Annotated in this window: 22 protein-coding genes; 17 read left to right on the plus strand and 5 right to left on the minus strand. The window is 40.5% G+C overall.

What is annotated here, in order from left to right; all coding sequences use genetic code 11:
- Position 1: 1 nt before the first annotated feature.
- From MHI58_RS15310 to MHI58_RS15320, 3 genes are all read left to right on the plus strand, one after another.
- Positions 2-1180 carry an MFS transporter gene (locus MHI58_RS15310; protein WP_220482436.1) on the plus strand — a complete coding sequence of 393 codons (1179 nt, stop codon included), beginning with the start codon at positions 2-4 and terminating at the stop codon, positions 1178-1180.
- A 108-nt stretch (positions 1181-1288) separates the two neighbouring features.
- A complete protein-coding gene (locus MHI58_RS15315; RefSeq protein ID WP_368004335.1) occupies positions 1289-3190 on the plus strand; it encodes a transglycosylase domain-containing protein in 1902 nt (633 codons plus the stop codon).
- Between the two features lie 18 nt (positions 3191-3208).
- On the plus strand, positions 3209-3619 hold the full coding sequence (locus MHI58_RS15320) for a thiol-disulfide oxidoreductase DCC family protein (protein ID WP_035701187.1): 411 nt from the start codon (positions 3209-3211) through the stop codon (positions 3617-3619).
- 43 nt (positions 3620-3662) lie between these two features.
- Here the strand turns inward: MHI58_RS15320 and MHI58_RS15325 are convergent, their stop codons facing one another.
- The gene (locus tag MHI58_RS15325; protein ID WP_017367952.1) at positions 3663-4220 is read right to left on the minus strand and encodes a YufK family protein; all 558 of its coding nucleotides are present in this window, start codon (positions 4218-4220) and stop codon (positions 3663-3665) included.
- A 185-nt stretch (positions 4221-4405) separates the two neighbouring features.
- On the opposite strand from MHI58_RS15325, the gene malK reads away from it, so the two are divergent.
- From malK to MHI58_RS15360, 7 genes are all read left to right on the plus strand, one after another.
- Positions 4406-6007: a malate sensor histidine kinase MalK gene (gene malK / locus MHI58_RS15330; protein WP_017367953.1), complete on the plus strand. Its 1602-nt coding sequence runs from the start codon at positions 4406-4408 to the stop codon at positions 6005-6007.
- Positions 6000-6707, plus strand: a complete 708-nt coding sequence (locus MHI58_RS15335) for a response regulator (protein WP_024719723.1) — start codon at positions 6000-6002, stop codon at positions 6705-6707. Before malK ends, MHI58_RS15335 begins: the two co-directional genes overlap by 8 nt.
- Positions 6708-7102: 395 nt before the next feature.
- A complete protein-coding gene (locus MHI58_RS15340) occupies positions 7103-8185 on the plus strand; it encodes a BMP family protein (RefSeq protein WP_017358951.1) in 1083 nt (360 codons plus the stop codon).
- A 159-nt stretch (positions 8186-8344) separates the two neighbouring features.
- Positions 8345-9880, plus strand: a complete 1536-nt coding sequence (locus MHI58_RS15345) for an ABC transporter ATP-binding protein (RefSeq protein ID WP_277687614.1) — start codon at positions 8345-8347, stop codon at positions 9878-9880.
- On the plus strand, positions 9873-10919 hold the full coding sequence (locus MHI58_RS15350) for an ABC transporter permease (RefSeq protein WP_025207902.1): 1047 nt from the start codon (positions 9873-9875) through the stop codon (positions 10917-10919). Before MHI58_RS15345 ends, MHI58_RS15350 begins: the two co-directional genes overlap by 8 nt.
- A complete protein-coding gene (locus tag MHI58_RS15355) occupies positions 10920-11879 on the plus strand; it encodes an ABC transporter permease (protein WP_008345835.1) in 960 nt (319 codons plus the stop codon).
- 179 nt (positions 11880-12058) lie between these two features.
- A complete protein-coding gene (locus MHI58_RS15360; protein WP_168948552.1) occupies positions 12059-13396 on the plus strand; it encodes a 2-hydroxycarboxylate transporter family protein in 1338 nt (445 codons plus the stop codon).
- 274 nt (positions 13397-13670) lie between these two features.
- On the opposite strand, the gene MHI58_RS15365 is transcribed toward MHI58_RS15360, so the two are convergent.
- A complete protein-coding gene (locus MHI58_RS15365) occupies positions 13671-13880 on the minus strand; it encodes a hypothetical protein (protein WP_019744044.1) in 210 nt (69 codons plus the stop codon).
- A gap of 219 nt (positions 13881-14099) precedes the next feature.
- On the opposite strand from MHI58_RS15365, the gene MHI58_RS15370 reads away from it, so the two are divergent.
- From MHI58_RS15370 to mnhG, 7 genes are read left to right on the plus strand one after another with little or no spacing between them, the layout of a single operon-like run.
- Positions 14100-16511: a Na+/H+ antiporter subunit A gene (locus MHI58_RS15370; RefSeq protein WP_041507703.1), complete on the plus strand. Its 2412-nt coding sequence runs from the start codon at positions 14100-14102 to the stop codon at positions 16509-16511.
- Positions 16508-16939: a Na(+)/H(+) antiporter subunit B gene (locus MHI58_RS15375; RefSeq protein WP_008345843.1), complete on the plus strand. Its 432-nt coding sequence runs from the start codon at positions 16508-16510 to the stop codon at positions 16937-16939. The genes MHI58_RS15370 and MHI58_RS15375 overlap by 4 nt, the downstream gene beginning before the upstream one ends.
- A complete protein-coding gene (locus tag MHI58_RS15380; protein ID WP_003213576.1) occupies positions 16939-17280 on the plus strand; it encodes a Na(+)/H(+) antiporter subunit C in 342 nt (113 codons plus the stop codon). The genes MHI58_RS15375 and MHI58_RS15380 overlap by 1 nt, the downstream gene beginning before the upstream one ends.
- The gene (locus MHI58_RS15385) at positions 17273-18751 is read left to right on the plus strand and encodes a Na+/H+ antiporter subunit D (protein WP_019744043.1); all 1479 of its coding nucleotides are present in this window, start codon (positions 17273-17275) and stop codon (positions 18749-18751) included. Before MHI58_RS15380 ends, MHI58_RS15385 begins: the two co-directional genes overlap by 8 nt.
- A gap of 6 nt (positions 18752-18757) precedes the next feature.
- Positions 18758-19237: a Na+/H+ antiporter subunit E gene (locus MHI58_RS15390; RefSeq protein WP_008345848.1), complete on the plus strand. Its 480-nt coding sequence runs from the start codon at positions 18758-18760 to the stop codon at positions 19235-19237.
- A complete protein-coding gene (locus tag MHI58_RS15395; RefSeq protein ID WP_008345849.1) occupies positions 19237-19518 on the plus strand; it encodes a Na(+)/H(+) antiporter subunit F1 in 282 nt (93 codons plus the stop codon). The genes MHI58_RS15390 and MHI58_RS15395 overlap by 1 nt, the downstream gene beginning before the upstream one ends.
- The gene (gene mnhG, locus MHI58_RS15400) at positions 19502-19876 is read left to right on the plus strand and encodes a monovalent cation/H(+) antiporter subunit G (protein ID WP_003213369.1); all 375 of its coding nucleotides are present in this window, start codon (positions 19502-19504) and stop codon (positions 19874-19876) included. Before MHI58_RS15395 ends, mnhG begins: the two co-directional genes overlap by 17 nt.
- Positions 19877-19966: 90 nt before the next feature.
- Here the strand turns inward: mnhG and MHI58_RS15405 are convergent, their stop codons facing one another.
- The 3 genes from MHI58_RS15405 to MHI58_RS15415 form a co-directional block, all read right to left on the minus strand.
- Positions 19967-20356 carry a hotdog fold thioesterase gene (locus MHI58_RS15405; RefSeq protein WP_017358943.1) on the minus strand — a complete coding sequence of 130 codons (390 nt, stop codon included), beginning with the start codon at positions 20354-20356 and terminating at the stop codon, positions 19967-19969.
- A gap of 23 nt (positions 20357-20379) precedes the next feature.
- Entirely contained in the window at positions 20380-21021 is a 642-nt protein-coding gene (locus MHI58_RS15410) for a response regulator transcription factor (protein ID WP_007500477.1), read from the minus strand.
- 80 nt (positions 21022-21101) lie between these two features.
- Positions 21102-23414, minus strand: a complete 2313-nt coding sequence (locus MHI58_RS15415; RefSeq protein ID WP_041507704.1) for an ATP-binding protein — start codon at positions 23412-23414, stop codon at positions 21102-21104.
- Positions 23415-23420: the final 6 nt, after the last annotated feature.

Consider the following 23420-nt stretch of genomic DNA (forward strand, 5'->3'; position numbering starts at 1 on the left):
CATGTGGTTTGTGAACTTTTTTGTATCTGCCAGCATTACAATGATCGTCCCTTTTTTATCACTTTACATAGAGTCTCTTGATAGCAGTTATTCGAATGAATTTGTTCAAAGATGGAGCGGCTATGTCTTTGGGGTTACGTTTTTAACAGCCTTTCTCATTTCTCCAATTTGGGGACGGATTGGTGACCGGCATGGCTATAAAAAGATTTTGCTCATTAACGGCATTGGGATTGCAACAAGCATTTTATTAATGGGGCTTGTTCAAACCGTTTATCAACTATTTGCGTTAAGGCTTTTCATGGGGCTTGTGACAGGCTTTATTTCGACTTCGATGGCACTGATTTCTGCACAGACCGAAAAGGCAACAGCCGGTAAGACCCTTGGTACAATGCAGATGAGTAATGTCGCCGGAGGGTTATTCGGTCCATTAATGGGTGGATTTATGGCAGACAGTGTCGGATTCATTTATACATTTTTCTTAACAGCTGCTGTCATATATGTATCAGCGATTGTCATTATCTTCGGTGTGAAAGAACAGCCGATCCGTTCAAAAGAAGCAAAACGGGTTTCTTACTCACGGAAGGACGTCCTTGTCCATATTTTCAAACAGCCTTTACTTGTCGTCACCATGCTTCTCACATTTATTACGCAAGTCGGGAACTTTAGTATTCAGCCGCTTTTAGCCTTGTATATTCATGATTTACACGGCCCAGTCAATCTTGCCTTTTATGCAGGGCTGGCGTTTTCTGCAACAGGGCTTGGCAATTTGCTGTTTACACGGAAATGGGGAGATCTTGGAGATCGTATTGGTCACGATAAGGTGCTGCTTGCCCTTCTCATCCTCTCCTCCATTTTATTTATCCCGCAAGCGATGGCAGATTCCTACGGGATGTTAGTCATCTTCCGTTTCTTATACGGGATGGCACTAGGCGGCATCATTCCTTGTACGACGGCCTATATTCGCATCAAAGCGCCTGCCTCTATGCAAGGGGAAGTGCTTGGTTACAATGTCAGCTTCCGCTTTCTTGGAAATGTCGTCGGACCCGTCATAGGCGGCATTGTGGCGAGTCATTACGGAATTCCAGCTGTCTTTTATGTTACCGCCGGCATTTTCCTTTTCGGGGCATTATTTTTATGGGCGGTCCGCTCACAATCAAAGACAAAAGAGAGGAGTGTCTGATCCATCATCAGATACTCTTTTCTTCTGTCTAAATGCCTTGTTTACTAGACTTCACGTCTATTCTTTTCTAAAAATAACCTTCTCGTAATCGCAAAAGAATGGTACGATATGGCTAGAAATCCGAAGAAAGTGAGTGACCTCATGTTTCGTGCAATCATTGGATGGTTATTACTTGTTGCCCTCATTCCATTATTTGTTCTGACTTTTTATCTATCAAAGGAAGAAGCCGCAAGTGTAAAACCTGTTAACGAAGTGCTTGATCAAAAAATCAAGCTGGAAAAGGTAGACTTTTCCCAAAACAGTTATATGTATGATCGAGATGGTTCTCTTATCTCTGAGATCGTATCAAACGATGAGAACCGTGTTTTCGTGAAGTACGATAAAATTCCTGATTCCGTCAAGGAGCTGTTCCTCCGATCAGAGGACCGCAACTTTTATGACCATAAAGGCATTGACTTTATGGGCGTGATTCGTGCCCTTGCCGCAAATGTGAAAAACCATGGCATTAGCCAAGGCGCTAGCACCATCACACAACAGTTATCCCGTAATTTATATTTAAGTCATGAACGTTCATTCAGCCGAAAGTTTACAGAACTGCTCTATTCCTATGAGCTCGAGCGAAAATTTACAAAAGAGGAAATTCTCGAAAGCTATTTAAATACGATTTATTTCAGTAACGGGGTTTACGGTGTCGGTTCTGCGGCTAATTACTATTTTGATAAGCCGCTTAGTTCTTTGACGCTCGCACAGATGGCATTTATTTCTGCGATTCCTAACAACCCTACGCTGTATGACCCATTGAAACAATTCAAACATACAAAGAAACGCCAGGAACGGCTGCTTGGTATTTTAGAAAAAGATGGTGTCATTACTAAGAAGCAATTCAAAAAAGCAGTGAAAGAAAAAATCAGCTTGTCCTTAAGTGAAAAGAAAAATCTTTACCCTGACTATGTGACATACGCCAATGAAGAATTTACCGATCTGGTGTCTGATCAGGAAGGCTTTACAAAACGATTGAAAAAAGCCAAAACAACTGGCGCAAAAAAGGCAATTCAAAAAGAATTATCAGAAAAGGTCAGTGCATTGCTTCAAGATGGTGTGAAGATTTATACAGCACTAGACCCTTCCTTACAACAAAGAGCGGTTTATCAGCTCAATGCACAATTGCCTTATCAAGGTGTGGAAGGCGGTTCAGCAGTCATTAACCACCAAACCCATCAAATCGTCGCACTTGCTGGCGGGAAGAATTATAAAAAGTTTGATTTCAACTACGCCTATCAAACGCAAAGACAACCAGGTTCCGCAATTAAGCCGCTGTTAGATTATGGCCCTTATATTGATCAAACCGGTGCCACGGCATCAAGCAAAATCAGTGCCGGCAAGTTTTGCAGTAGCGGATATTGCCCGCAAAACTATAATCATAAAACGTATGGAACTGTAACACTTGAAACAGCCTTTAAGAACTCTTACAATACACCAGCGATTCGTATGCTTGATACAGTCGGTGTCAAAAAAGGCTTCAGCTATTTAGAAAAGTTTTCATTCGAACATATTGTCGCAGATGATTACCGCCTCCCTTCTGCACTTGGAGGATTTACAAAAGGCTTCTCGCCGCTAGAAATAACCGATGCATATACCGTGTTTGGCAATCAAGGTGCCTATACGCGAAATCACTCCATTACAAAGGTCACAGACTTAAACGGCAAAACCCTTTACAAGTGGAAAGAGTCGCCGAAGCAAATCTATTCTCAGCGTACAAATGAAACAATGCGCAAGCTGCTTGCCTCTGTTGTGAAAAGTGGAACAGGGAAAAAGGCGAATTTCAATTCTCCTTACATTGGGGGAAAAACAGGGACATCCAATGACTACAAAGACATTTGGTTTGTTGGCCTGACAGATCAATACACAATGGGTGTATGGGTAGGAAGAGATAGAGGAACCGTTGAATCTATTTATAGTTCAAGCCCGCACTTACGTATTTGGAAACAAACCATGCAATACGCTAGATAAACAGGAGGTTTGATTGCGATGCATTCAACACAACCCTCTCACTTCATTTTATTTGACGGTGTCTGCAACGTGTGCAGTGGTGCTGTTCAGTTTATCATCAAGCGCGACCCGAATGAGCGGATGATGTTTGCTTCTTTACAATCAGATACAGGGCAGCGTATTTTAAAAGAAAACGGCTTGCCTTTAGATGAGTTCAATTCATTCATTTATATTGAAAATGGGACCCTTTATATGAAGTCAACAGGCATCTTAAAAGCGGCGCGGCATTTAAAAGGGATATACAGATGGAGCTATTTACTCCTCGCGATCCCTCGTCCAATCCGTGACTGGTTTTATCAACTCATTGCAAAGAATCGCTACAAATGGTTTGGTCAAAAAACATCTTGTATGATGCCTACACCAGAAATTCAGAAGCGGTTTCTTCCATAAAAAAAGCATCCTCCATCATCGGAGGATGCTTTCTTTCGTCTGATTAAGCTGGCAGACTCGCCATCACACTGTTATAAAGCTTAATAAATAAGTACAAAATGCCGATCAAAAACGTGGCCCAAAACAGCAGATTAAACATCATAAACCCAATTAAATTCAGCATGGAAAGCGATTGATAAATGCGTACCACAACCCAGATAAAATAGACGAGACTTGCTAAAACAAAAAGTCCAACAAGCAGAATAAGCTGCTGCGTCAATAGAAATGCAAGTAAGCTGGCAAACAAATAGACAACCGATGCAATCCGAATTTTCTTTAAGTTCTCCCCTTCAGGGTCCTTTGCAAAAAAGAGTAGCGCCAACTCTAACACCGTATCTGCAATGAGTTTTAAAGCAGATAAAATCATAAAATAAACAAGTGCAAATGCGGCAAATAAAGCAAGACGAATGCCCTGTTCAGAGAAAAATTCCAGCATTCCTTTTAAAATTCCTGCTTGGGTCAAGAAGTCAGTCGTGATACCTACTGTAAAAATAGAAAAGGCAGAGCTGAATAGCAAAATTGAAATCAGCGGAAAATATCCAGTCAAATATGTATTTTTCATAAATAGATCCTTTCTCATAAGCTCATTTTTATTATGGCTCACTTAAAACGGATTGACAAGATGCTTTCCAAGTAAACTGGAATCTAAATCAAATTTGTGATTTTGCACGTACATTCCTTCACAAACTTACATTTTCCCGTTAAAGTATTACTATTACGAAAAAATTGCGCGTTAGGGGTATACTCGTGAAAAAAACTTTAAGACTGCAAACACGGCTGACGATCTTTGTCTGTATTGTTGTCCTGATCTCCCTCTGTATCACATTCTTTACGATCTGGTCAGAAACAGCCAAAAATATTCATCAGCAGGAACGTGATATCGCCCTCTCCACTGCTAAAATGGTCGCAGAGGCTCCGATCACAGCAAAATCATTGGAAAAAGATCAATCATATACAGCACTGCGAAAATATACAACAAGTGTTCAGCGTATTACCAAAACCGAATTCGTTGTCGTCATGGATATGAACGGTATCCGCAAAACACATCCGAATCCGCAAAAGATTGGGAAGCGGTTTGCTGGCGGTGATGAAAAACCGGCATTACAGGGTAAAGAACATATTAGTACCGCATCTGGAACACTTGGCAAGTCCATGCGTGCCTTTGTTCCTGTTTATAACCAAGATGGCAAGCAGCTCGGGGCTGTGGCAGTTGGTATTACATTAAAGGAAATTGATTTAATCATTCATCAAAGCCTGCTCCCGCTCTACTTTGTCACATCGCTAAGCCTTTTATCTGGCATTATCGGTGCACTCATTGTGGCACGTAAAGTAAAGAAGATTATGTTTGGACTAGAGCCAGATGAAATTGCCACATTATTAAAAGAACGAAGCGCTATGCTAGAATCAACAAAAGAAGGCATTCTTGCCGTCGATCAGCACGGTAAAATCAAGCTGGCAAATGCAGAAGCTAAACGTCTATTTCATAATATGGGCATTATGGTTGACCCTAGAGAACAAGATGTACAGGCCCTTCTTCCTTCAAGCGGCTTAAAGCAAGTAATCGAAACACGGAAACCGCTGCTTGATCGCGATGTCAGAATGAACGGATTGGAGCTGGTCTTTAATGAGGTGCCGATTACGGTAAAAGGAGAAATTGTCGGAGCGATCGCAACCTTCCGTGACAAAACAGAAGTCAAACACCTGGCTGAGCAGCTGAGCGGGGTGAAGATGTATGCCAATGCACTTCGTGCCCAGTCACACGAATTTATGAACAAGCTTCATGTCATTTTAGGATTGGTACAGCTAAAGAACTATGATGACCTTGGCACCTATATTAAAGATATTGCGATTTATCAGCAGACAGAAACAAATGAAATCATCAACCATGTGAAAAACTCAGTCTTAGCCGGGTTTTTACTAGGAAAACAAAGCTACATCAGAGAACAAGGCGCAGCTTTAGAAGTCAATTGCAGTACACAGGTACCAAACTCGGAGGACCCAGCCGTCACACATGACCTTATTACGGTCATCGGTAATCTGTTAAATAACGCACTCGATGCCGTTTCCCATACAGAGAATAAAAATATCTCCATCTCATTCAGATATGTCCAAGAGCAGCTTCATATTGAAATTACAGACACAGGGGTCGGTCTGACAAAAGAAGAACAGGACATTATGTTTGATCAAGGCTTTTCAACAAAAGGAGAAGACAGAGGATTTGGCCTTTACTTTGTTGACCAAAGCATCAAAAAACTGAACGGACATATGATCGTCACAAGCGAAAAAGGAGAAGGAACGACCTTTAGTCTCCGTATTCCATATAAACAAAAGGAGGATTCACATGATTAATGTGTTGATCGTAGAAGATGACCCAATGGTCGGGGAGCTGAATAAACGCTACTTGACCCAAATAGAAGGATTTGAATTAAAAGGGATTGCCACCTCATTTCAGAAGGCACTAGACATCTTAAAATCAGAAATCATTCACCTTGTATTGCTTGATATTTATATGCCTGGACAAAATGGGCTCGCCCTATTATCAGAAATTCGTGAGAAAAATCATTCCGTTGACGTCATCGTCATTTCAGCTGCAAATGAAGTGGATGTCGTACAGCAAACGATGCGAAACGGAGCTGTCGACTATTTAATCAAACCTTTTGAGTTTGAACGCTTCCAATCAGCACTGGCAGAATATAAAAGAAAACATGCCCTATACCAAACGATGAACAGCATCTCTCAAAATGATTTAGACGCGAAGCTTTTTCATAAAAAAGCAGAGGCGGAAAAAGTCCTGCTGCCAAAAGGCCTGACGAAGAGCACACTCAAACTCATCTGGACAAGCATTCAATCATTCGGTCAGCAGGCTTTCACGACCGAAGACCTAGCCAATCATACTGAAATCTCTCAAGTTTCAATTAGAAAATACTTGAAATTTCTTGAGGATATCGAAGTGGTTGATGTGGAGATGGCATACGGGACAATCGGCCGCCCTGTTTTCCAATATAAACTGAATACAAGCAACATGAATTTGATTCAGCAATATCTTTAATTGGACACATCTGACCTTTCACAAAGGCCAGATGTTTTTTTATGGCATACGATGTCACAAACCCCTTGATATCAGTGGTTCCACTGTAGTAGAGCACATCATAAAAGCGGCATTATATCATATTTCAGCACATAAAAAGACATCGAATTTAGCCTTTTAACATTTTTTTAAAAATAAAACAAATTTCTATTTATTTATTCGATGGGAAATGATAAATTATGATTGATTAGTTCAACGAGATATAAGTCTGATGTCTTACATCTTCTCTCCTGTTTCCATCAATTTTTAAAGAATGCAGGATAAAATACCCTTTTCACAAGGATAGGAGAAGGCAAGAGTCGGTCTTTTTTCGCGAGACTTTTCTGAAACTTTTAAATTTTATAGGGGGTTATGTTTTGAAGAAGCGCAAAATTGGACTTGCATTGTCCTTAGTCGTAGCAGCAGGAACCATCCTTGGAGCATGCGGCAACTCTGGCTCAAACAGCGGTGAAAACAAAAAAGATAAAGATCAATTCACTGTTGCAATGGTAACTGATGTCGGTGGTGTCGATGACAAATCGTTTAACCAATCAGCTTGGGAAGGTTTACAAGCATTTGGGAAAGACAACAATTTAACAAAAGGTAAAAACGGCTTTGATTACTTACAATCAAAAACGGATGCAGATTATCCAACAAATTTAAATACACTTGTTAGACAAAAATTTAACCTGATTTATGGTATCGGCTATAAAATGGAGAGTGCCATTTCTAAAATAGCTGATCAGCGAAAAGATTCCAAATTTGCAATTGTGGATGCAGTTGTTGATAAGAAGAACGTAGCTAGTATTACATTTAACGAAAACGAAGGGTCATTCCTTGTAGGTGTTGCAGCGGCTCTTTCTACAAAATCAAACAAAATTGGTTTTGTTGGCGGCGTTGATTCTGAATTAATCAGAAAATTCGAAGTTGGTTTCCGTGCAGGCGTTGAAGCAGCTAATCCAAAAGCAAAAGTTGAAGTGAAATATGCTGGTGCATTTGATAAAGCAGACATCGGTAAAGCAACAGCTGAAAGTATGTACAAATCTGGCGTTGACATTATTTATCATGCAGCTGGAGGTACTGGAACGGGTGTCTTTACAGAAGCAACCAATTTAAAAAAGGCAGATCCAAATCGAAATGTTTGGGTCATTGGTGTTGATAAAGACCAGTATGACGAAGGTAAAGTACCTGGAACAAAACAAAGTGTCACTCTTACTTCTATGATTAAGAAAGTAGACACAGCGGTACAAGACTTAACAACAAAAGCAAAAGAAGGTAAATTCCCTGGTGGCGAAGTCATCACGTACGGTCTGAAAGAAGGCGGCGTTGACATCTCTCCATCTCAAGAGAATCTTGATAAAGATGTATTGAAGAAAATCGAAGAATGGAAACAAAAAATCATCAAGGGTGAAGTGAAAATCCCTGCAACACGTGATGAACTAAAAGATTTTAAAGCTTAATTTGTGCATCGGGATAAGCGCGTCTTATCCCCTTGCCTCTCCTTTACCTCCTCTTTATTCGTAAAAGGTGGTAAAAGAAAAGCTGCAGCCTTGTTTTGCAGCTTTTCTTTTGCTAGTTTTTATCTTCATCAGCACCCTAAAAAAGGAGCGGTTAAACCTGTGGATTATGTCATTGAAATGTTGAATATACGCAAAGAATTCCCTGGCATTGTAGCAAATGATAACATTACGCTACAGCTAAAAAAGGGCGAAATTCATGCGCTGCTTGGTGAAAACGGCGCTGGAAAATCAACGCTTATGAACGTGCTTTTCGGACTGTATCAGCCTGAAAAAGGTGAAATCAAGGTACACGGAAAACCGGTTACAATCTCAAGTCCAAATGATGCAAGTGATTTAGGCATTGGAATGGTCCATCAGCATTTTATGCTAGTTGATACATTTACTGTGGCTGAAAACATCATTTTAGGAAAAGAGCCAAAGAAATTTGGAAAGATTGACAAAGAACAAGCCATTCAGCAAGTGCAGGAACTTTCTGACCGTTATGGACTGAAAATAGACCCTGCCGCTAAAGTATCTGACATCTCAGTCGGTATGCAGCAGCGAGCAGAAATCTTAAAAACACTATACCGCGGCGCTGACATCTTGATCTTCGACGAACCAACAGCCGTCTTAACACCTCAAGAAATAAAAGAACTCATACAAATTATGAAAAACTTAATCAATGAAGGCAAATCCATTATTTTAATTACCCACAAACTAAAAGAAATTATGGATGCCTGTCATCGCGTGACCATTATCCGAAAAGGGCAAGGTATTCGTACACTTGATGTGGAACACACAAACAAAGACGAGCTTGCCAGCTTAATGGTCGGCCGCGAAGTCTCATTTAAAACAGACAAAAAAGCAGCCGCCCCTGCTGAAGAAGTCTTGCAAATTCAAGATCTCACTGTCAAAGATACGCGAGGAATTGAAGCCGTGAAACAACTCAATTTATCAGTGAAAGCCGGTGAGATTGTCGGAATTGCGGGTGTAGACGGAAATGGTCAATCTGAATTAATTGAAGCCATTACAGGTCTGAAAAAATCCGAATCTGGTACGATCATGCTAAACGGGAAAGCCATTCAAAATCTCCCGCCTCGTAAGGTCACAGAATCTGGTATCGGACACATTCCTCAAGACCGTCATAAGCACGGACTTGTCCTTGATTTTTCAATTGGAGAAAATATTTCCTTACAAACGTATTATCAGCGTCCATATTCGAAGTTTGGCTTGATGAATATGAAAAATATTTATCAAAAAGCAAAACAAATCATTGCTGAATACGACGTACGGACACCTAGTGAATATACAGAAGCACGTGCGCTATCAGGGGGTAACCAGCAAAAAGCCATTATTGGCCGTGAAGTGGACCGAAATCCTGATTTATTAATTGCCGCACAGCCGACACGCGGACTTGACGTCGGAGCCATTGAGTTTGTTCATAAGCGTCTGATTGAACAAAGGGATGCAGGCAAAGCCGTTATGCTCATCTCCTTTGAGCTTGATGAAATTATCAATGTCAGTGATAAGATTGCCGTTATTTTCGAAGGCAGCATTATTGCCATTGTTGATCCAAAAGAAACAACAGAGCAAGAACTTGGTCTGTTAATGGCTGGAAGTACGCAACAGGAAGTGGGGAAAGAAGCAAATGTCTAATCGCTTAACAAATCTGCTGATTCCGCTTATAGCCATTGTACTTGGTCTTTTCGTTGGGGCCATCATTATGCTGGCAAGCGGTTATAGTGTCATCGAAGGTTATAGCGCCCTTTGGAATGGCGTATTCGGTGAAACGTATTATATGGGAGAAACCATCCGACAAGTCACGCCTTATATTTTATCAGGACTTGCTGTTGCCTTTGCATTTCGGACAGGCCTCTTTAATATCGGGGTAGAAGGTCAACTTCTCATTGGCTGGATTGCATCTGTATGGATAGGAACAACCGTCCATGCACCTGCGTATATCCACCTGCCTCTTGCACTGATCACTGCAGCAGCTGCTGGTGCATTATGGGGCTTTATTCCTGGGTTTTTAAAAGCACGTTTTTATGTTCATGAAGTGATTGTCACTATTATGATGAACTACATTGCACTTCATGTGACTAATTTTATTATTACAAATGTTCTTACAGATCATAAAGATAAAACAGATAATATTAATTCGACTGCCTCATTACACTCTGATTTTTTTGAAAAAATCACTGATTTTTCAAGCATGCATAACGGAATCATTGTAGCTGTCCTATCTGCCGTTATTATGTGGATTATTATCCAAAAAACCTCTAAAGGGTTTGAATTGCGTGCTGTTGGTATGAATCAACACGCATCCCAATATGCTGGAATGAATGTGAGAAAAAACATTATATATTCCATGCTCATTTCTGGTGCCTTTGCAGGTCTTGCAGGTGCGATGGAAGGGCTCGGAACCTTTGAATATGCATCAATAAAAGATGCCTTCACTGGCGTTGGTTTTGATGGAATCGCTGTTGCCTTATTAGGCGGAAATACAGCTATTGGTGTCGTCTTAGCGGCATTATTGCTTGGTGGATTGAAAGTCGGTGCTTTAAACATGCCGCTTGAATCTGGCGTACCGACTGAGGTCGTTGATATTGTGATTGCGATCATTATTCTTTTCGTTGCCTCAAGCTATATCATCCGTCTTGTCATTCAACAATTGAAGAAAAAGGGGGGAAAATAAGTGGGATTTCTGCAAATTCTTGAAATCATCGTCCCAGCTACACTTGTATATGCTGCACCACTTATTTTAACCGCTCTTGGAGGCGTCTTTTCAGAAAGATCAGGTGTCGTCAATATCGGTCTTGAAGGTTTGATGGTCGTCGGAGCATTTTCTAGTATTATCTTTAACTTAATGTTTGCTGATACGTTTGGTGCCTTGACCCCGTGGCTCGGTCTTCTTGTTGGTATGGCCATTGGCGGCGTGTTCTCACTCATTCACGCTGTTGCCACTATTACGTTCAGAGCAGATCAAACGGTCAGTGGTGTTGCGATTAACATGCTTGCCCTTGGTGCTACGCTGTTTGTTGTCAAACTGATTTATGGAAAAGCACAAACGGATAAAATTACAGAACCTTTCTATAAAGGAGATATTCCCCTTTTAAGTGACATTCCGATCATTGGTGATATTTTCTTTAAAGATGTGTATTATACGTCCATTCTCGCATTAGTTCTTGCGGTTGTCGCTTGGTTTGTTTTATTTAAAATGCCGTTTGGCTTGCGACTTCGTGCAGTCGGCGAGCACCCAATGGCAGCTGATACAATGGGAATCAAGGTATACCGGATGCGCTATATCGGCGTCTTCATTAGTGGTCTATTTGGCGGTCTTGGCGGAGCTGTGTATGCATCGACCATCGCTCTTGACTTCTCACACGCCACCATTACAGGACAAGGCTTCATTGCGTTAGCCGCCCTTGTTTTCGGGAAATGGCACCCATTTGGCGCTATGGGCGCTGCTTTATTCTTTGGATTTGCACAAAGCTTAAGCATCATTGGCTCTCTGCTTCCGCTGTTTCAAGATATCCCGAACGTGTACATGCTCATTGCACCATATGTGCTGACGATCCTAGCTCTTACTGGCTTCATTGGACGAGCAGACGCACCAAAAGCACTTGGTACCCCTTATTTAAAAGGAAAACGATAAATAAATACCATGTATGATCAATCCCCTGAAGGACAAACTATCTTCAGGGGATTTTTGTATGATAAAAACGACAAAACCCCCGTTTATTTTACTTTTATTACACTTAATTTAGTTTAATAAATAGATGAGTGTCACAGAATCTTCTACAATTGAGACAAATAGCATTTGGGGGTGTTTATGTGGCTAATACACAACAATTGAAATCGATTACAAACGATTCTGACAATAATAAAAGCGTTTTCCGAAAAATTTTTTCTTGGAAAATTGGTGTTATTGATCTACCTGTGTATATAGTACTTGCAGCGATTATTTTAACTGCCGCTTATTTTAATAAAATTCCAGCAAATATGCTTGGTGGTTTCGCTGTTATTATGATTTTGGGGATTTTCCTAGGAGATGTAGGACAACGTATTCCAATCTTAAAAGATATTGGTGGACCGGCGATTCTTTCTTTATTCGTACCATCGTTCCTGGTCTTTTTTCATGTTCTGAATCCAAACTCGTTGGAAGCGGTTACGTCTCTGATGAAAACGTCGAACTTCCTATACTTTTATATATCTGCTCTTGTAGTAGGTAGTATTCTTGGGATGCAACGAACTGTTTTAGTACAAGGCCTTATTCGTATGTTTGTTCCTCTTGTTGCAGGCACAATTACAGCTGTAGCTGCTGGAATTCTAGTGGGTCTTCTAGTTGGTTACACACCGCATCATTCGTTCTTCTTTATCATTGTACCGATTATTGCCGGTGGTGTCGGTGAAGGGATATTGCCATTATCAATTGCTTATTCACAAATTCTTGGTGTATCAGCAGAGTCATTAATTTCTCAATTGATTCCGGCTGCTGTTATTGGGAACGTCATTGCCATCATTTGTGCTGGCGCAATGAAAAAGCTTGGTGAAAAACGTCCTGAACTAAACGGGAATGGACGACTTGTTAAATCAAAAGAAGCAAATGAAATCTTTGAACAGCCTGACATGGATACTAAAGTTGACTTCAGCTTAATGGGTGCAGGTGTACTTGTTGCTTGTACAACCTTTATCTTTGGCGGCTTATTAGAAAGCTTTGTTCATATTCCAGGTCCAATCTTAATGATTGTTCTTGCTGCATTAATCAAATACTTAAACGTGATGCCTCAGCATTTGCAAAACGGCTCACAGCAGTTCTACAAGTTTGTATCGAAAAGCTTTACATGGCCTCTAATGGTTGGTTTAGGAATTCTATACATTCCACTTGATGATGTGGCCACTGTTATTTCGATTCCTTTCGTATGTGTATGTATTGCTGTTGTTCTAGGCATGGTTGGTTCTGGTTACTTTGTTGGTAAATTCATGAACATGTATCCAGTTGAATCTGCCATTGTGACTGGTTGTCACAGTGGATTAGGCGGTACTGGTGATGTTGCGATTCTTTCAGCTTCTGGAAGAATGGGCCTTATGCCTTTCGCTCAAGTCTCTACACGTCTTGGCGGAGCAGCAACCGTTATTTGCGCAACAATCTTACTTAGAATGTTTACTTAAAAAAGAAACAAAAAGCATGTCCTTTTCATAAGGGACATGCTCAGATAATTGACAAAGGGCTAAAATGAACTTTATTTTAGCCCTTTGTCTTCTTTTCAGCGTGATAGAAAACCTTTGCAGTCTAGGAAGGACGAGCACCGTAGCAGAGCGAATTTGACATTCGTGAGCACCGGAGCGCAGGACTGACAAAGAATGCGAGGGTTTGTCTACACGCTGAGCATGTCCTTTTCGTAAGGGGCATGCTTTTTTTATATTTCTTTTCTCCCATACATCCTCATTCATCAGCTAATACAATTCGTATATACTCCCGAGGCTGAAAAGGATACTGTTTCGCCTGAGGATAGGTCATATGGAGGAGTTGCTCAGAAAATAGCGGCCATTCACTCCCGGCCTGCCACCTTTTTTGATCATTTCGTTCAATCAAGAATGCTCCTCCTAAAATCGTGCAGAATATGCTTAAGCTGATGGCGATCTTTCGTTTCATTTGATCAGCTCCTTTAAGAAAAGCATGTACGAAATACAAAACAATATACAACGAGTTTCATTTTTGATAAAATATTTTTTGTGGTCAAAAGAACTCAAAACAAATTCAATTTGTCGTAAATCAGTTCAAACCAATGCACTATGTCTGTATTTACGCTATAATTTTAATTACCAGTTCTTTAGAACGTGAATTTATATTGATCAAAGGAGGTTCATTTTCTTGCAGCTTATTCACTTCGCCATCCTATCACCTTTTTTACTTGCCTTTGTCGTCCCTTTTCTCTTTAAATACGTAAGGCGTATACATACAGGATGGTTTGTTCTCATCTTGCCTATTCTTTTATTTACCTATTTCATCCAAATGCTCCAGATCACCTCGAATGGACGAACGTTGTTCTCACAAGCTGAATGGATTCCCTCTCTAGGGATGAATTTCACTGTGTATGTAGATGGTCTCAGCCTGTTATTTGCTTTACTCATCACAGGTATTGGTGCACTTGTGGTACTGTACAGTATTTTCTACTTATCAAAGGAAAAAGAACAGCTTGGCTCTTTCTATACGTATTTATTAATGTTTATGACCGCTATGCTTGGTGTTGTTCTCTCTGACAACATGGTCGTACTTTATTTGTTCTGGGAGCTAACAAGTATCTCTTCCTTCCTCTTAATTGGGTATTGGTATAAGCGTGAGCGTTCTCGTTACGGAGCAACCAAATCACTGCTTATTACTGTGTTTGGCGGATTAGCTATGCTTGGCGGCTTCATCCTCATTTACCTGATCACTGATTCATTCAGTATTCGCGAAGCAGTCAATCAGCTTCAGCTCATTATGGCATCACCTTATTTCATCCCTGCGATGGTTCTCATTTTACTAGGGGCCTTCACGAAATCAGCGCAGTTCCCATTTTATATTTGGCTGCCTGATGCTATGGAAGCACCAACCCCTGTAAGCAGTTATCTGCATTCTGCTACTATGGTCAAAGCCGGTATTTATCTGGTTGCCCGCTTTAGTCCGATTTTTGCTATATCAGAGGTGTGGTTTTGGACCATTTCGATTGTCGGACTTATCACACTATTCTGGGGATCTTTCCACGCCGTTCGGCAAAATGATTTGAAAGCCATTCTGGCCTTCTCGACAGTGAGTCAACTCGGTATGATTATGCTCATGCTAGGAGTAGGCGCAGCTGCCATTCATGAAAACAACCCTGCCTTTTTTGGCGCAGCCGTTCTTGCTGCTATTTTTCATCTCATTAACCACGCGACTTTTAAAGGAAGTCTCTTTATGGCAGCAGGGATTATCGATCACGAAACAGGTACACGTGATATTCGCAAATTAGGTGGATTAATGACCATCATGCCAATTACCTTTACAATTACATTAATTGGTACATTCTCGATGGCTGGACTCCCGCCTTTTAATGGATTTTTAAGTAAAGAGCTATTTTTCACAAGTATGATTCGGATTTCTGACATCAGCTTTACGGATGTTTCAACATGGGGGGCTGTCTTCCCTGCTATCGCTTGGCTCGCTAGTGTGTTTACGTTCATCTACAGTATGATGATCGTCTTCAAAACATTTAGAGGCCGTCTGAATGTCGATCAATTGGAGAAAAAACCGCATGAAGCACCGATTGGTATGCTGATCCCGCCAATTATTTTAGCTTCACTTGTGGTCACGTTCTTCTTTTTCCCTAATATCCTTGCCTATTCAGTCATTGAACCTGCCATGCAAGCGATCATTCCTGAAGCCATTCAAACAGGAAGCCGCTTTGCCGTAAAAATTGAAGCGTGGCATGGATTCAAGCCAGAGCTTTACATGACAATTGGTGTAGTTGCGCTCGGTACCATTGGCTATTTAACGCTGTCAAAATGGCGCCCAATGTACAACATATTTAAGGAAAAATGGTCATTTAACGCTTTGTATGATCGTTCACTTATAGGTGTAGAAAAAGGGTCATACCGCCTAACAAACAGCTATATGACAGGATTCCTTCGTGACTATCTTGTCTATGTATTTGGTTTTATGATTATCGTGCTGGGCAGCGTGATGTTCTACAAGCAAGCCTTCTCATTTCAAACTGAGCATGCTGCATCAATCGGCACGTACGAAGTCATCCTTTCACTTGTGATGGTCGCAGCGACAGTCACGACTGTATTTGCTCGTTCACGCTTAACAGCTATAATTGCGCTAGGTGTTATGGGCTACACGCTGTCACTATTCTTCGTGATTTTCAGAGCACCTGACCTTGCGCTGACACAGCTCATTATTGAAACCATTTCTGTCGCGCTGTTTTTACTTTGCTTCTATCATTTGCCAAAGCTGAGTCTGAAGCAAAAAACACGAAGATTTAAATTAACAAATTTGGTCATCTCATTAGGTGTTGGAGTCGTTGTCACCTGTCTTGCTTTCGCTTCAACAAGCCAGCAGTCTCTTGACACGATTTCAACCTACTTCATTGAAAACAGCTACAAACTGGCTGGCGGAGACAATATTGTCAATGTCATTCTTGTCGATTTCAGGGGCTTTGATACACTCTTTGAGATTACAGTGCTGGCTATTGCGGCACTCGGTATTTATGGATTATTGAAGGTAAAAGCACAAGGAAAACGGAAGAGAGGCGTACGGCGATGAGAAAGATTGATACGAATGATATGCTCTTACAAGTCACTACTAAAATTACAGCATTCATCATCTTGCTTTTCTCACTTCACCTATTTCTTGCAGGACATAACAATCCTGGCGGAGGATTCATTGGCGGTTTGATGAGTGCTGGTGCTGTCGTCCTTCTGCTTTTAGCCTATGACCTTAAAACAGTCAGACGCATTTTACCATTTGACTTTATTTATGTGGCTGGTGTCGGTTTGCTCGTTGCCATCCTAACAGGTATGGGATCTTTTCTGTTCGGAGCACCTTTCCTATCCCATGCATTTGATTATTTCCAACTGCCGTTTCTAGGGAAAACAGAACTGGCGACAGCAGTCCTGTTTGATATCGGTGTGTATTTAGTTGTTGTTGGTGTCACCATGACCATTATTCAAACGATTGGAGAGAAGGAATAATGGAATTTCTAATGTCTATTATCGTCGGAATCATTTTTATGGCAGCGACCTATTTAATGCTTTCAAAAAGCCTTCTGCGGGTCATCGTCGGTACTGCCGTTTTAAGTCACGGCGTCCATTTGCTTCTATTAACAATGGGCGGCTTAAAAAAGGGAGCACCTCCTATTTTGAAAGAGGGGCTCACATCCTATGTAGATCCATTGCCACAAGCATTAATTTTAACAGCCATTGTCATTGCTTTTGGTGTAACATCCTTTTTGCTCGTGATGGCCTTCCGTGCCTTCCAAGAGCTGAGAACAGATGACATGGATCAAATGAGAGGAAATGATCAGCATGAATAATCTCGTGATCCTGCCTATATTAATACCATTACTAGCTGCTACATTATTGATTTTTATGAATAAAAACACCATGCTGTCGAGAGGCTTTAGTGTATTTGCATCTCTTTTAGCCATTATCTGTAATGTCTATTTGGTCCAAACGATTTTCACAAACGGCATACAAACCCTTTATTTGGGTGGCTGGAAAGCACCGTTTGGCATTGCCCTTGTGGCCGATCAGTTTGCTGCGCTTCTTGTTTTGACCGCTTCCATTGTTGGACTTGTCACAGTTCTTTTTTCTTTTCAAACGATTGGGAAAGAAAGAGAGCGGCTGTTCTATTATTCTGGTGTCCAATTCTTGTTAGCTGGCGTCAGTGGTGCCTTTTTAACGGGAGATATTTTCAACCTGTTTGTCTTCTTTGAATTGTTGCTGATGGCATCTTATATGCTCATTGTTCTGGGTGGTTCAAAGCCTCAGCTTCGTGAATCACTGAAATACATTGTGTTTAATATTATCTCATCGGCATTATTTATTGTTGGCGTAGCGTGTTTATATGCAGTCACAGGCACACTGAACATGGCTGATTTAAGTGTGAAAATAGCTGAATCTGGGCAAACAGGGTTAATCACCGTGATTGCCATTCTGTTCCTGATTGTATTTGGCTTAAAAGCTGGGGTCTTCCCGCTTTATTTCTGGCTGCCAGGGTCTTATCATGCACCGCCAGCAGCGATTTCAGCTTTGTTTGGCGCACTGCTGACAAAGGTCGGGCTATATGCGATTGCCAGGGTCTTTACGCTCATCTTTATACATGATACAGGTTTTACACATACAATTATGGCCTGGCTAGCCGCTCTAACGGTTATATTCGGTGTCATTGGCTCTATCGCCTATTCTGATGTGCAAAAAATTGTGATTTATAACATTGTCACAGCTGTTGGTGTCATTTTGTTTGGGATTGCGGCCAATACACCAGCATCACTTCAAGGCGCCATTTATTACCTCATTCACGATATGGTGATCAAAGGAGCTCTATTTATGCTTGCAGGGGCACTGTTTGTGTATGCTGGAACCAATCATCTGAAAAAAATGGGTGGGCTGATTCAATCCCAGCCTCTACTCGGCTGGATGTTCTTCATATCGGCTTTATCACTTGCGGGTATTCCTCCGCTAAGTGGATTTGTTGGCAAGCTGAAAATTGTTGAAGGTGGGTTTTCTGCTGGGTACATGACGTTCTCTATCCTTGTTTTACTGTCCAGTCTTCTTGTCCTTTATTCTGTTATGAGGATTTTCATGCTTGCGTTTTGGGGAGAGGAACAGGATATGCGAAGAAGAAAGCCATCCATTAGAGGAATGGTGTATCCTGGGGTACTGCTTGTTATCTTATCGCTTGCGATTGGATTAGGCACAGAATTCATTGCACCTTATATCAATCAAGCTGCGGAAATGCTTTCAACACCAGAAAAATATATTCAAGCTGTGCTGAAGGAGTAGATGAACATGGCCTTTCAAATATTATTAAACGCTCTCCTCGCCTTTACATGGATGTTTATGAATGATACATACAGAGCTGCAGACTTTGTATCAGGCTTTGCACTAGGGATGATCGCCATTTTTATGCTACGGCGATTCTTCCCGCAACGTTTTTACGGCTATGCCCTTTATGCGATTTTCAAGCTCGTCATCATTTTTATCAGAGAGCTGCTTCTTGCCAATTTGAGTGTACTCAAGACGGTGTTATCTCCAAAGCTTAAGATCAAGCCTGGTATTTTCGCCTTTCGTACAGATTTAAAAACAGATTGGGAAATCACCATACTGGCCAATATGATTACATTAACACCTGGTACACTGGTCATCGATATTTCCGATGATCGTTCGATTTTATACATTCATGCGATGGATATTGAAGATGCTGAAAAAGCCATCCACGATATTCGGGTATCATTTGAAAAAGCGATTCAGGAGGTGAGCGGTAAGTAATGGAACTGATCTTGCAAATGTCACTTGGAATTCTTGCGCTGTCTACTTTGCTTTTTGTGATACGGGTCATCAAAGGACCTTCTATCCCAGATCGCGTTAGTGCGCTTGATGCGATAGGAATCAATTTAATTGGGATGACAGCCATCGTGTCTATCTTACTGAAAACCACTACGTTCTTTGAAATTATTTTACTGCTCGGTATTCTTGCCTTTATCGGCACTGTCGCTTTTTCCAAATTCCTTGAGAAAGGGGAAGTGATTGAAAATGATCGTCATCGCTAAAGCGATCGTGATTTTCTTTATTCTGCTTGGCGCCATCCTCTGCTTGATTTCAGCCATTGGTGTCCTTCGCCTGCCGGATGTTTACACACGTATGCATGCTGCATCAAAAGCATCGACACTTGGTGTTGTTCTCATTTTAGTTGGTGTGTTCTTTCATGAATGGTTTCTTGCAGGGATCATCTCTGCGAAAATCCTGCTTGGGATTGTCTTTATCTTTCTGACCGCACCAGTCGGCGCTCATTTGATCGGAAGAGCCGCTTACAACACTGGTGTGAAAATGGACAAACGAAGTGTCCAAGATGATTATGGCGGTTTCCGTAACTTTGTCATTAAACGAAAAGAAGACTCTTATTTATAAATGAAGAATATGACATTTAGGTCTTGTTCACTTTACCTGCATGTTCATAAAAGGGTATTAAAAAAAGCTTCCGCTGCACCGGGAGCTTTTTTATATGCGATCAATGACAGCGAGTGTACATCTTGACGTACAGATATGACGGTCTCGATCATCTTTTATATCGATTTGGAATACCATTGTACGCCGTCCAACATGTACAGGAACAGCTGTAGCTGTCACCACTCCATCACGTACAGATTTTAAATGATTGGCATTGATTTCAATACCTGAACAAACCTGCTTCGTTAAATCCAAATGAGCAGCAGCACCCATGCTTGCCACTGTTTCTGCTAGAGCAGCTGATGCTCCTCCGTGCAGTAATCCAAATGGCTGTTTTGTTCGGTGATCGACTGGCATTGTCGCCACGCATCGTGACGTATTGCATTCCACAATCTCAATCCCCAGTGCCTCAAGCAGTGTATTTGAACCACTCACATCCATCAAGGCCCTCTCCCTTCACACGTTTACAGGACACTTTCCGATTTTGCAATTAACACCGCTTCCGTTCGAGATCCAACATTCAGCTTATTAAAGATGGAGGTCAAACTGTATTCAATCGAGCGTTTGCTCAAATGAAGCACATCGGCGATCTCTTGGTTTGTGTACCCTTTTTCCACTTCTCTTAAGATTAAACATTCACGCTCTGTTAACAGCTCATGATCCGTCTGCTGCGCCTGTTCTGGCTTCTCTTGCTGCTGTGAAATTAATTTCTTTAAATAGGATAGCTGAATGACAACTTCTCCTTGCAATGTGCGGTGTATGTATTCAATGATTTTGTCTTTTGTCTCTGTTTTACTTATTGCACCATGCAATCCAGCTCGAATGGCCTCTTCGAAATAATCATCTACTTCATATCCTGTATAAATGATAATTTTCACTTGTTGATTCGTTTCTAGAATTTGTTTGGCAATGTCCATTCCATTGATATCCCCGAGATTTAAATCCATCAAGATCACATCATAGATGGAAAAGTCATGCGTCTTTAAAAAGGCGCCTTCTGCATCAGGACTTAAACAATCGACTGATAGCTGCTGATCTGATTCTAATATGCTTTTTGTCCCTTCCATGACAGCCGGATGATCATCAATGACCAATATCTTCTTCATGTCTTCCTCCCTTTAAATCACTCACTTCCATTTTATATAAAAGACTTGGCAGATGCCAAGTCTTATTCCTTAAGAAATCGTTACAATTCCATTTCAATTTTCACCTTGAGCCCTTTTTCAGGTGCTGTGTGAATTTGAAGCTTTCCATTTAGAGCTTTGACTCGTTCCCTTATGCCAGAAAGACCCATGCTCATCGTGTGCTGATCAAGCTGGCTTGCATCAAATCCGACTCCATCGTCCTCATAATGGAGAACAACTTGATCTTTAATACAAATGAGCATCACTAAGACTTGGCTGGCCTTAGAATGCTTCAACGCATTGGATAACAGCTCCTGCACAATCCGATAAATATTCAGCTGTGAGTCAATATCAATGTCCAGTTCTTTATCAAAGCGGGTTGTATTCAGCCTAATATGAAATGGCGCTTCCTCTTGAATTTGCGAAGTCAGCTTCGAAATTGCCTTCACTAACCCCAAATCATAGAGGAGCTGCGGCCGAAGTTCATGGCATGTTTCTCTCGTGGTTTGAATCACCTTAGACATTTGTTCATTCCATGAGATCAATGAATTTTCAATAGATGTTGGGCATTGGTTGTTTTGGAAATTGGTTAAGAACATCTCGGACTGTCTCTTCAGTGAAATCAAATCCTGCAGCACAGAATCATGAAGATCCCTCGCTAAATCTGAGCGCTGCTTCTCTTCCATGGCGAACATGACTTTCTTCAGCCAGGCTGGATTGGCTTCCCGCTGTTTCAAATCCTCAAGATGCTCCATCAGTTCTTCGATCTTGACGACATTTTCTAAACTGACACTTGTGTAAAATGCCAATGTTTTCAGCCATGAGATTTCATCGCGGGTCAATTTCGGCGTCTGTATATTGGATAAGCAGCAAATCATAAACGAGTGACCGCCCCGCTCTCCAATTTTCATCATAAACCCTTTATCAAGCTCGATGATTTTCCCAACTTCACCTAAAATATCTTGAAATTGATCCACGTATTCTTTCCATAACTTACTATCATTTGTTGATTCATCAATTTCAATCATTTCTCCATTAGCCTTCACCTCTAGCACAAAGGCTTTATTCACAACGAGCACTTCTAAAATGGTGTATTTCAAATGATACAGTACTTGATGAAGTGATGACGCCTCACGAATAAGCTGCGTAAATTTAAACACGCTGTCTTGGTAATTATACTTCTCTGAAAAACGTTTCAAACGAAAACGGAAATCTAAAATTTCTTTAAAATAGAAAACAGCCAACATGAGTGTATATGTGATGAATGCGAGCTTCAGTGTGTACTTTAAATCTTCTGGTTTTTGCAGAATATAAAACGTGACAACAACTAAAATGGTCGGTGTAATAGCAATAAATCCATAGTATTTAAGTCTACTAATCAAGAAATCCATATTGTAAAGTTTGTTCGTCATGAATTGATACACGAGTGAAAAAGGAATGAGCAATACAAAAGAAGTTAAGAAAAAGGGATCTACAACATAAATACGAAACAAAACATATGGAATTGCAAATAAAAATATAAACGGACAAAATGCTATGATATTAATCATGACAAAAAACTTTAAAACAGACCCCTGCTCTGTCTCTTTATATTTCTGCATTCCATTAATAATGACTTTGAATGACATGATAATAGAAGCAAAAAAGAATAAAAGATTTAAACTCGGCATGTATCTGGCTATCGCCGAATCAATTGGAACAAACAGCTCTATTACTAGATTAGTTATAGGAAGACTATATAAAATATAAATTGTTTTTCGAGTCGTTATATGCAGGTCAAACTCTTTGAAATATTGATAAATGAAATGAATATAAAAGATAAATACACTTGATAAACAAAATGTGATGACATAATGGCTAAATCTATCACCAATACCCGAAGTACCTGCACTAAGATATCCGATACAAATCGTTAATAAAAATAAAACTAAAAGAAATGCTGATTTTCGTTGGACCTCTTTGTTAATACGAATGATAAAGAAGATACAAAATAAACATATTGAATACAGGATGAGAGGAATTATATAGACAAATAAACTTTCTTGACCAATCAATGTCTTATTTTTTAGGGTGATCATTTGGTTGCCTCTTTGAATATCAATTCTTTGCACATTCCTAAGCTCACCATTGATCAAATGATCTTTATTGTTAGCAGATTCTCCATTGATTTTAAGTATAATATCTCCTTCTTCTAATCCTGATGTGTAGGCTAAAGAAAGATATTCGACTTTGACAACTTCTGCTTGACCATTCTTGTTCTCCGCAACACGTGCTCCATTAAAAATATCAAATACATAAATATATGAAACATAGATCACAAATAAAAAAGACAGAAAAACCAAAAAAGCAGATAGTTTCGTATAAGTTATCTTCATGTATAA

Origin of the sequence: Bacillus sp. FSL K6-2869 (genome assembly GCF_040869405.1) — a bacterium.
Classification (GTDB): Bacteria; Bacillota; Bacilli; order Bacillales; family Bacillaceae; genus Bacillus; species Bacillus altitudinis.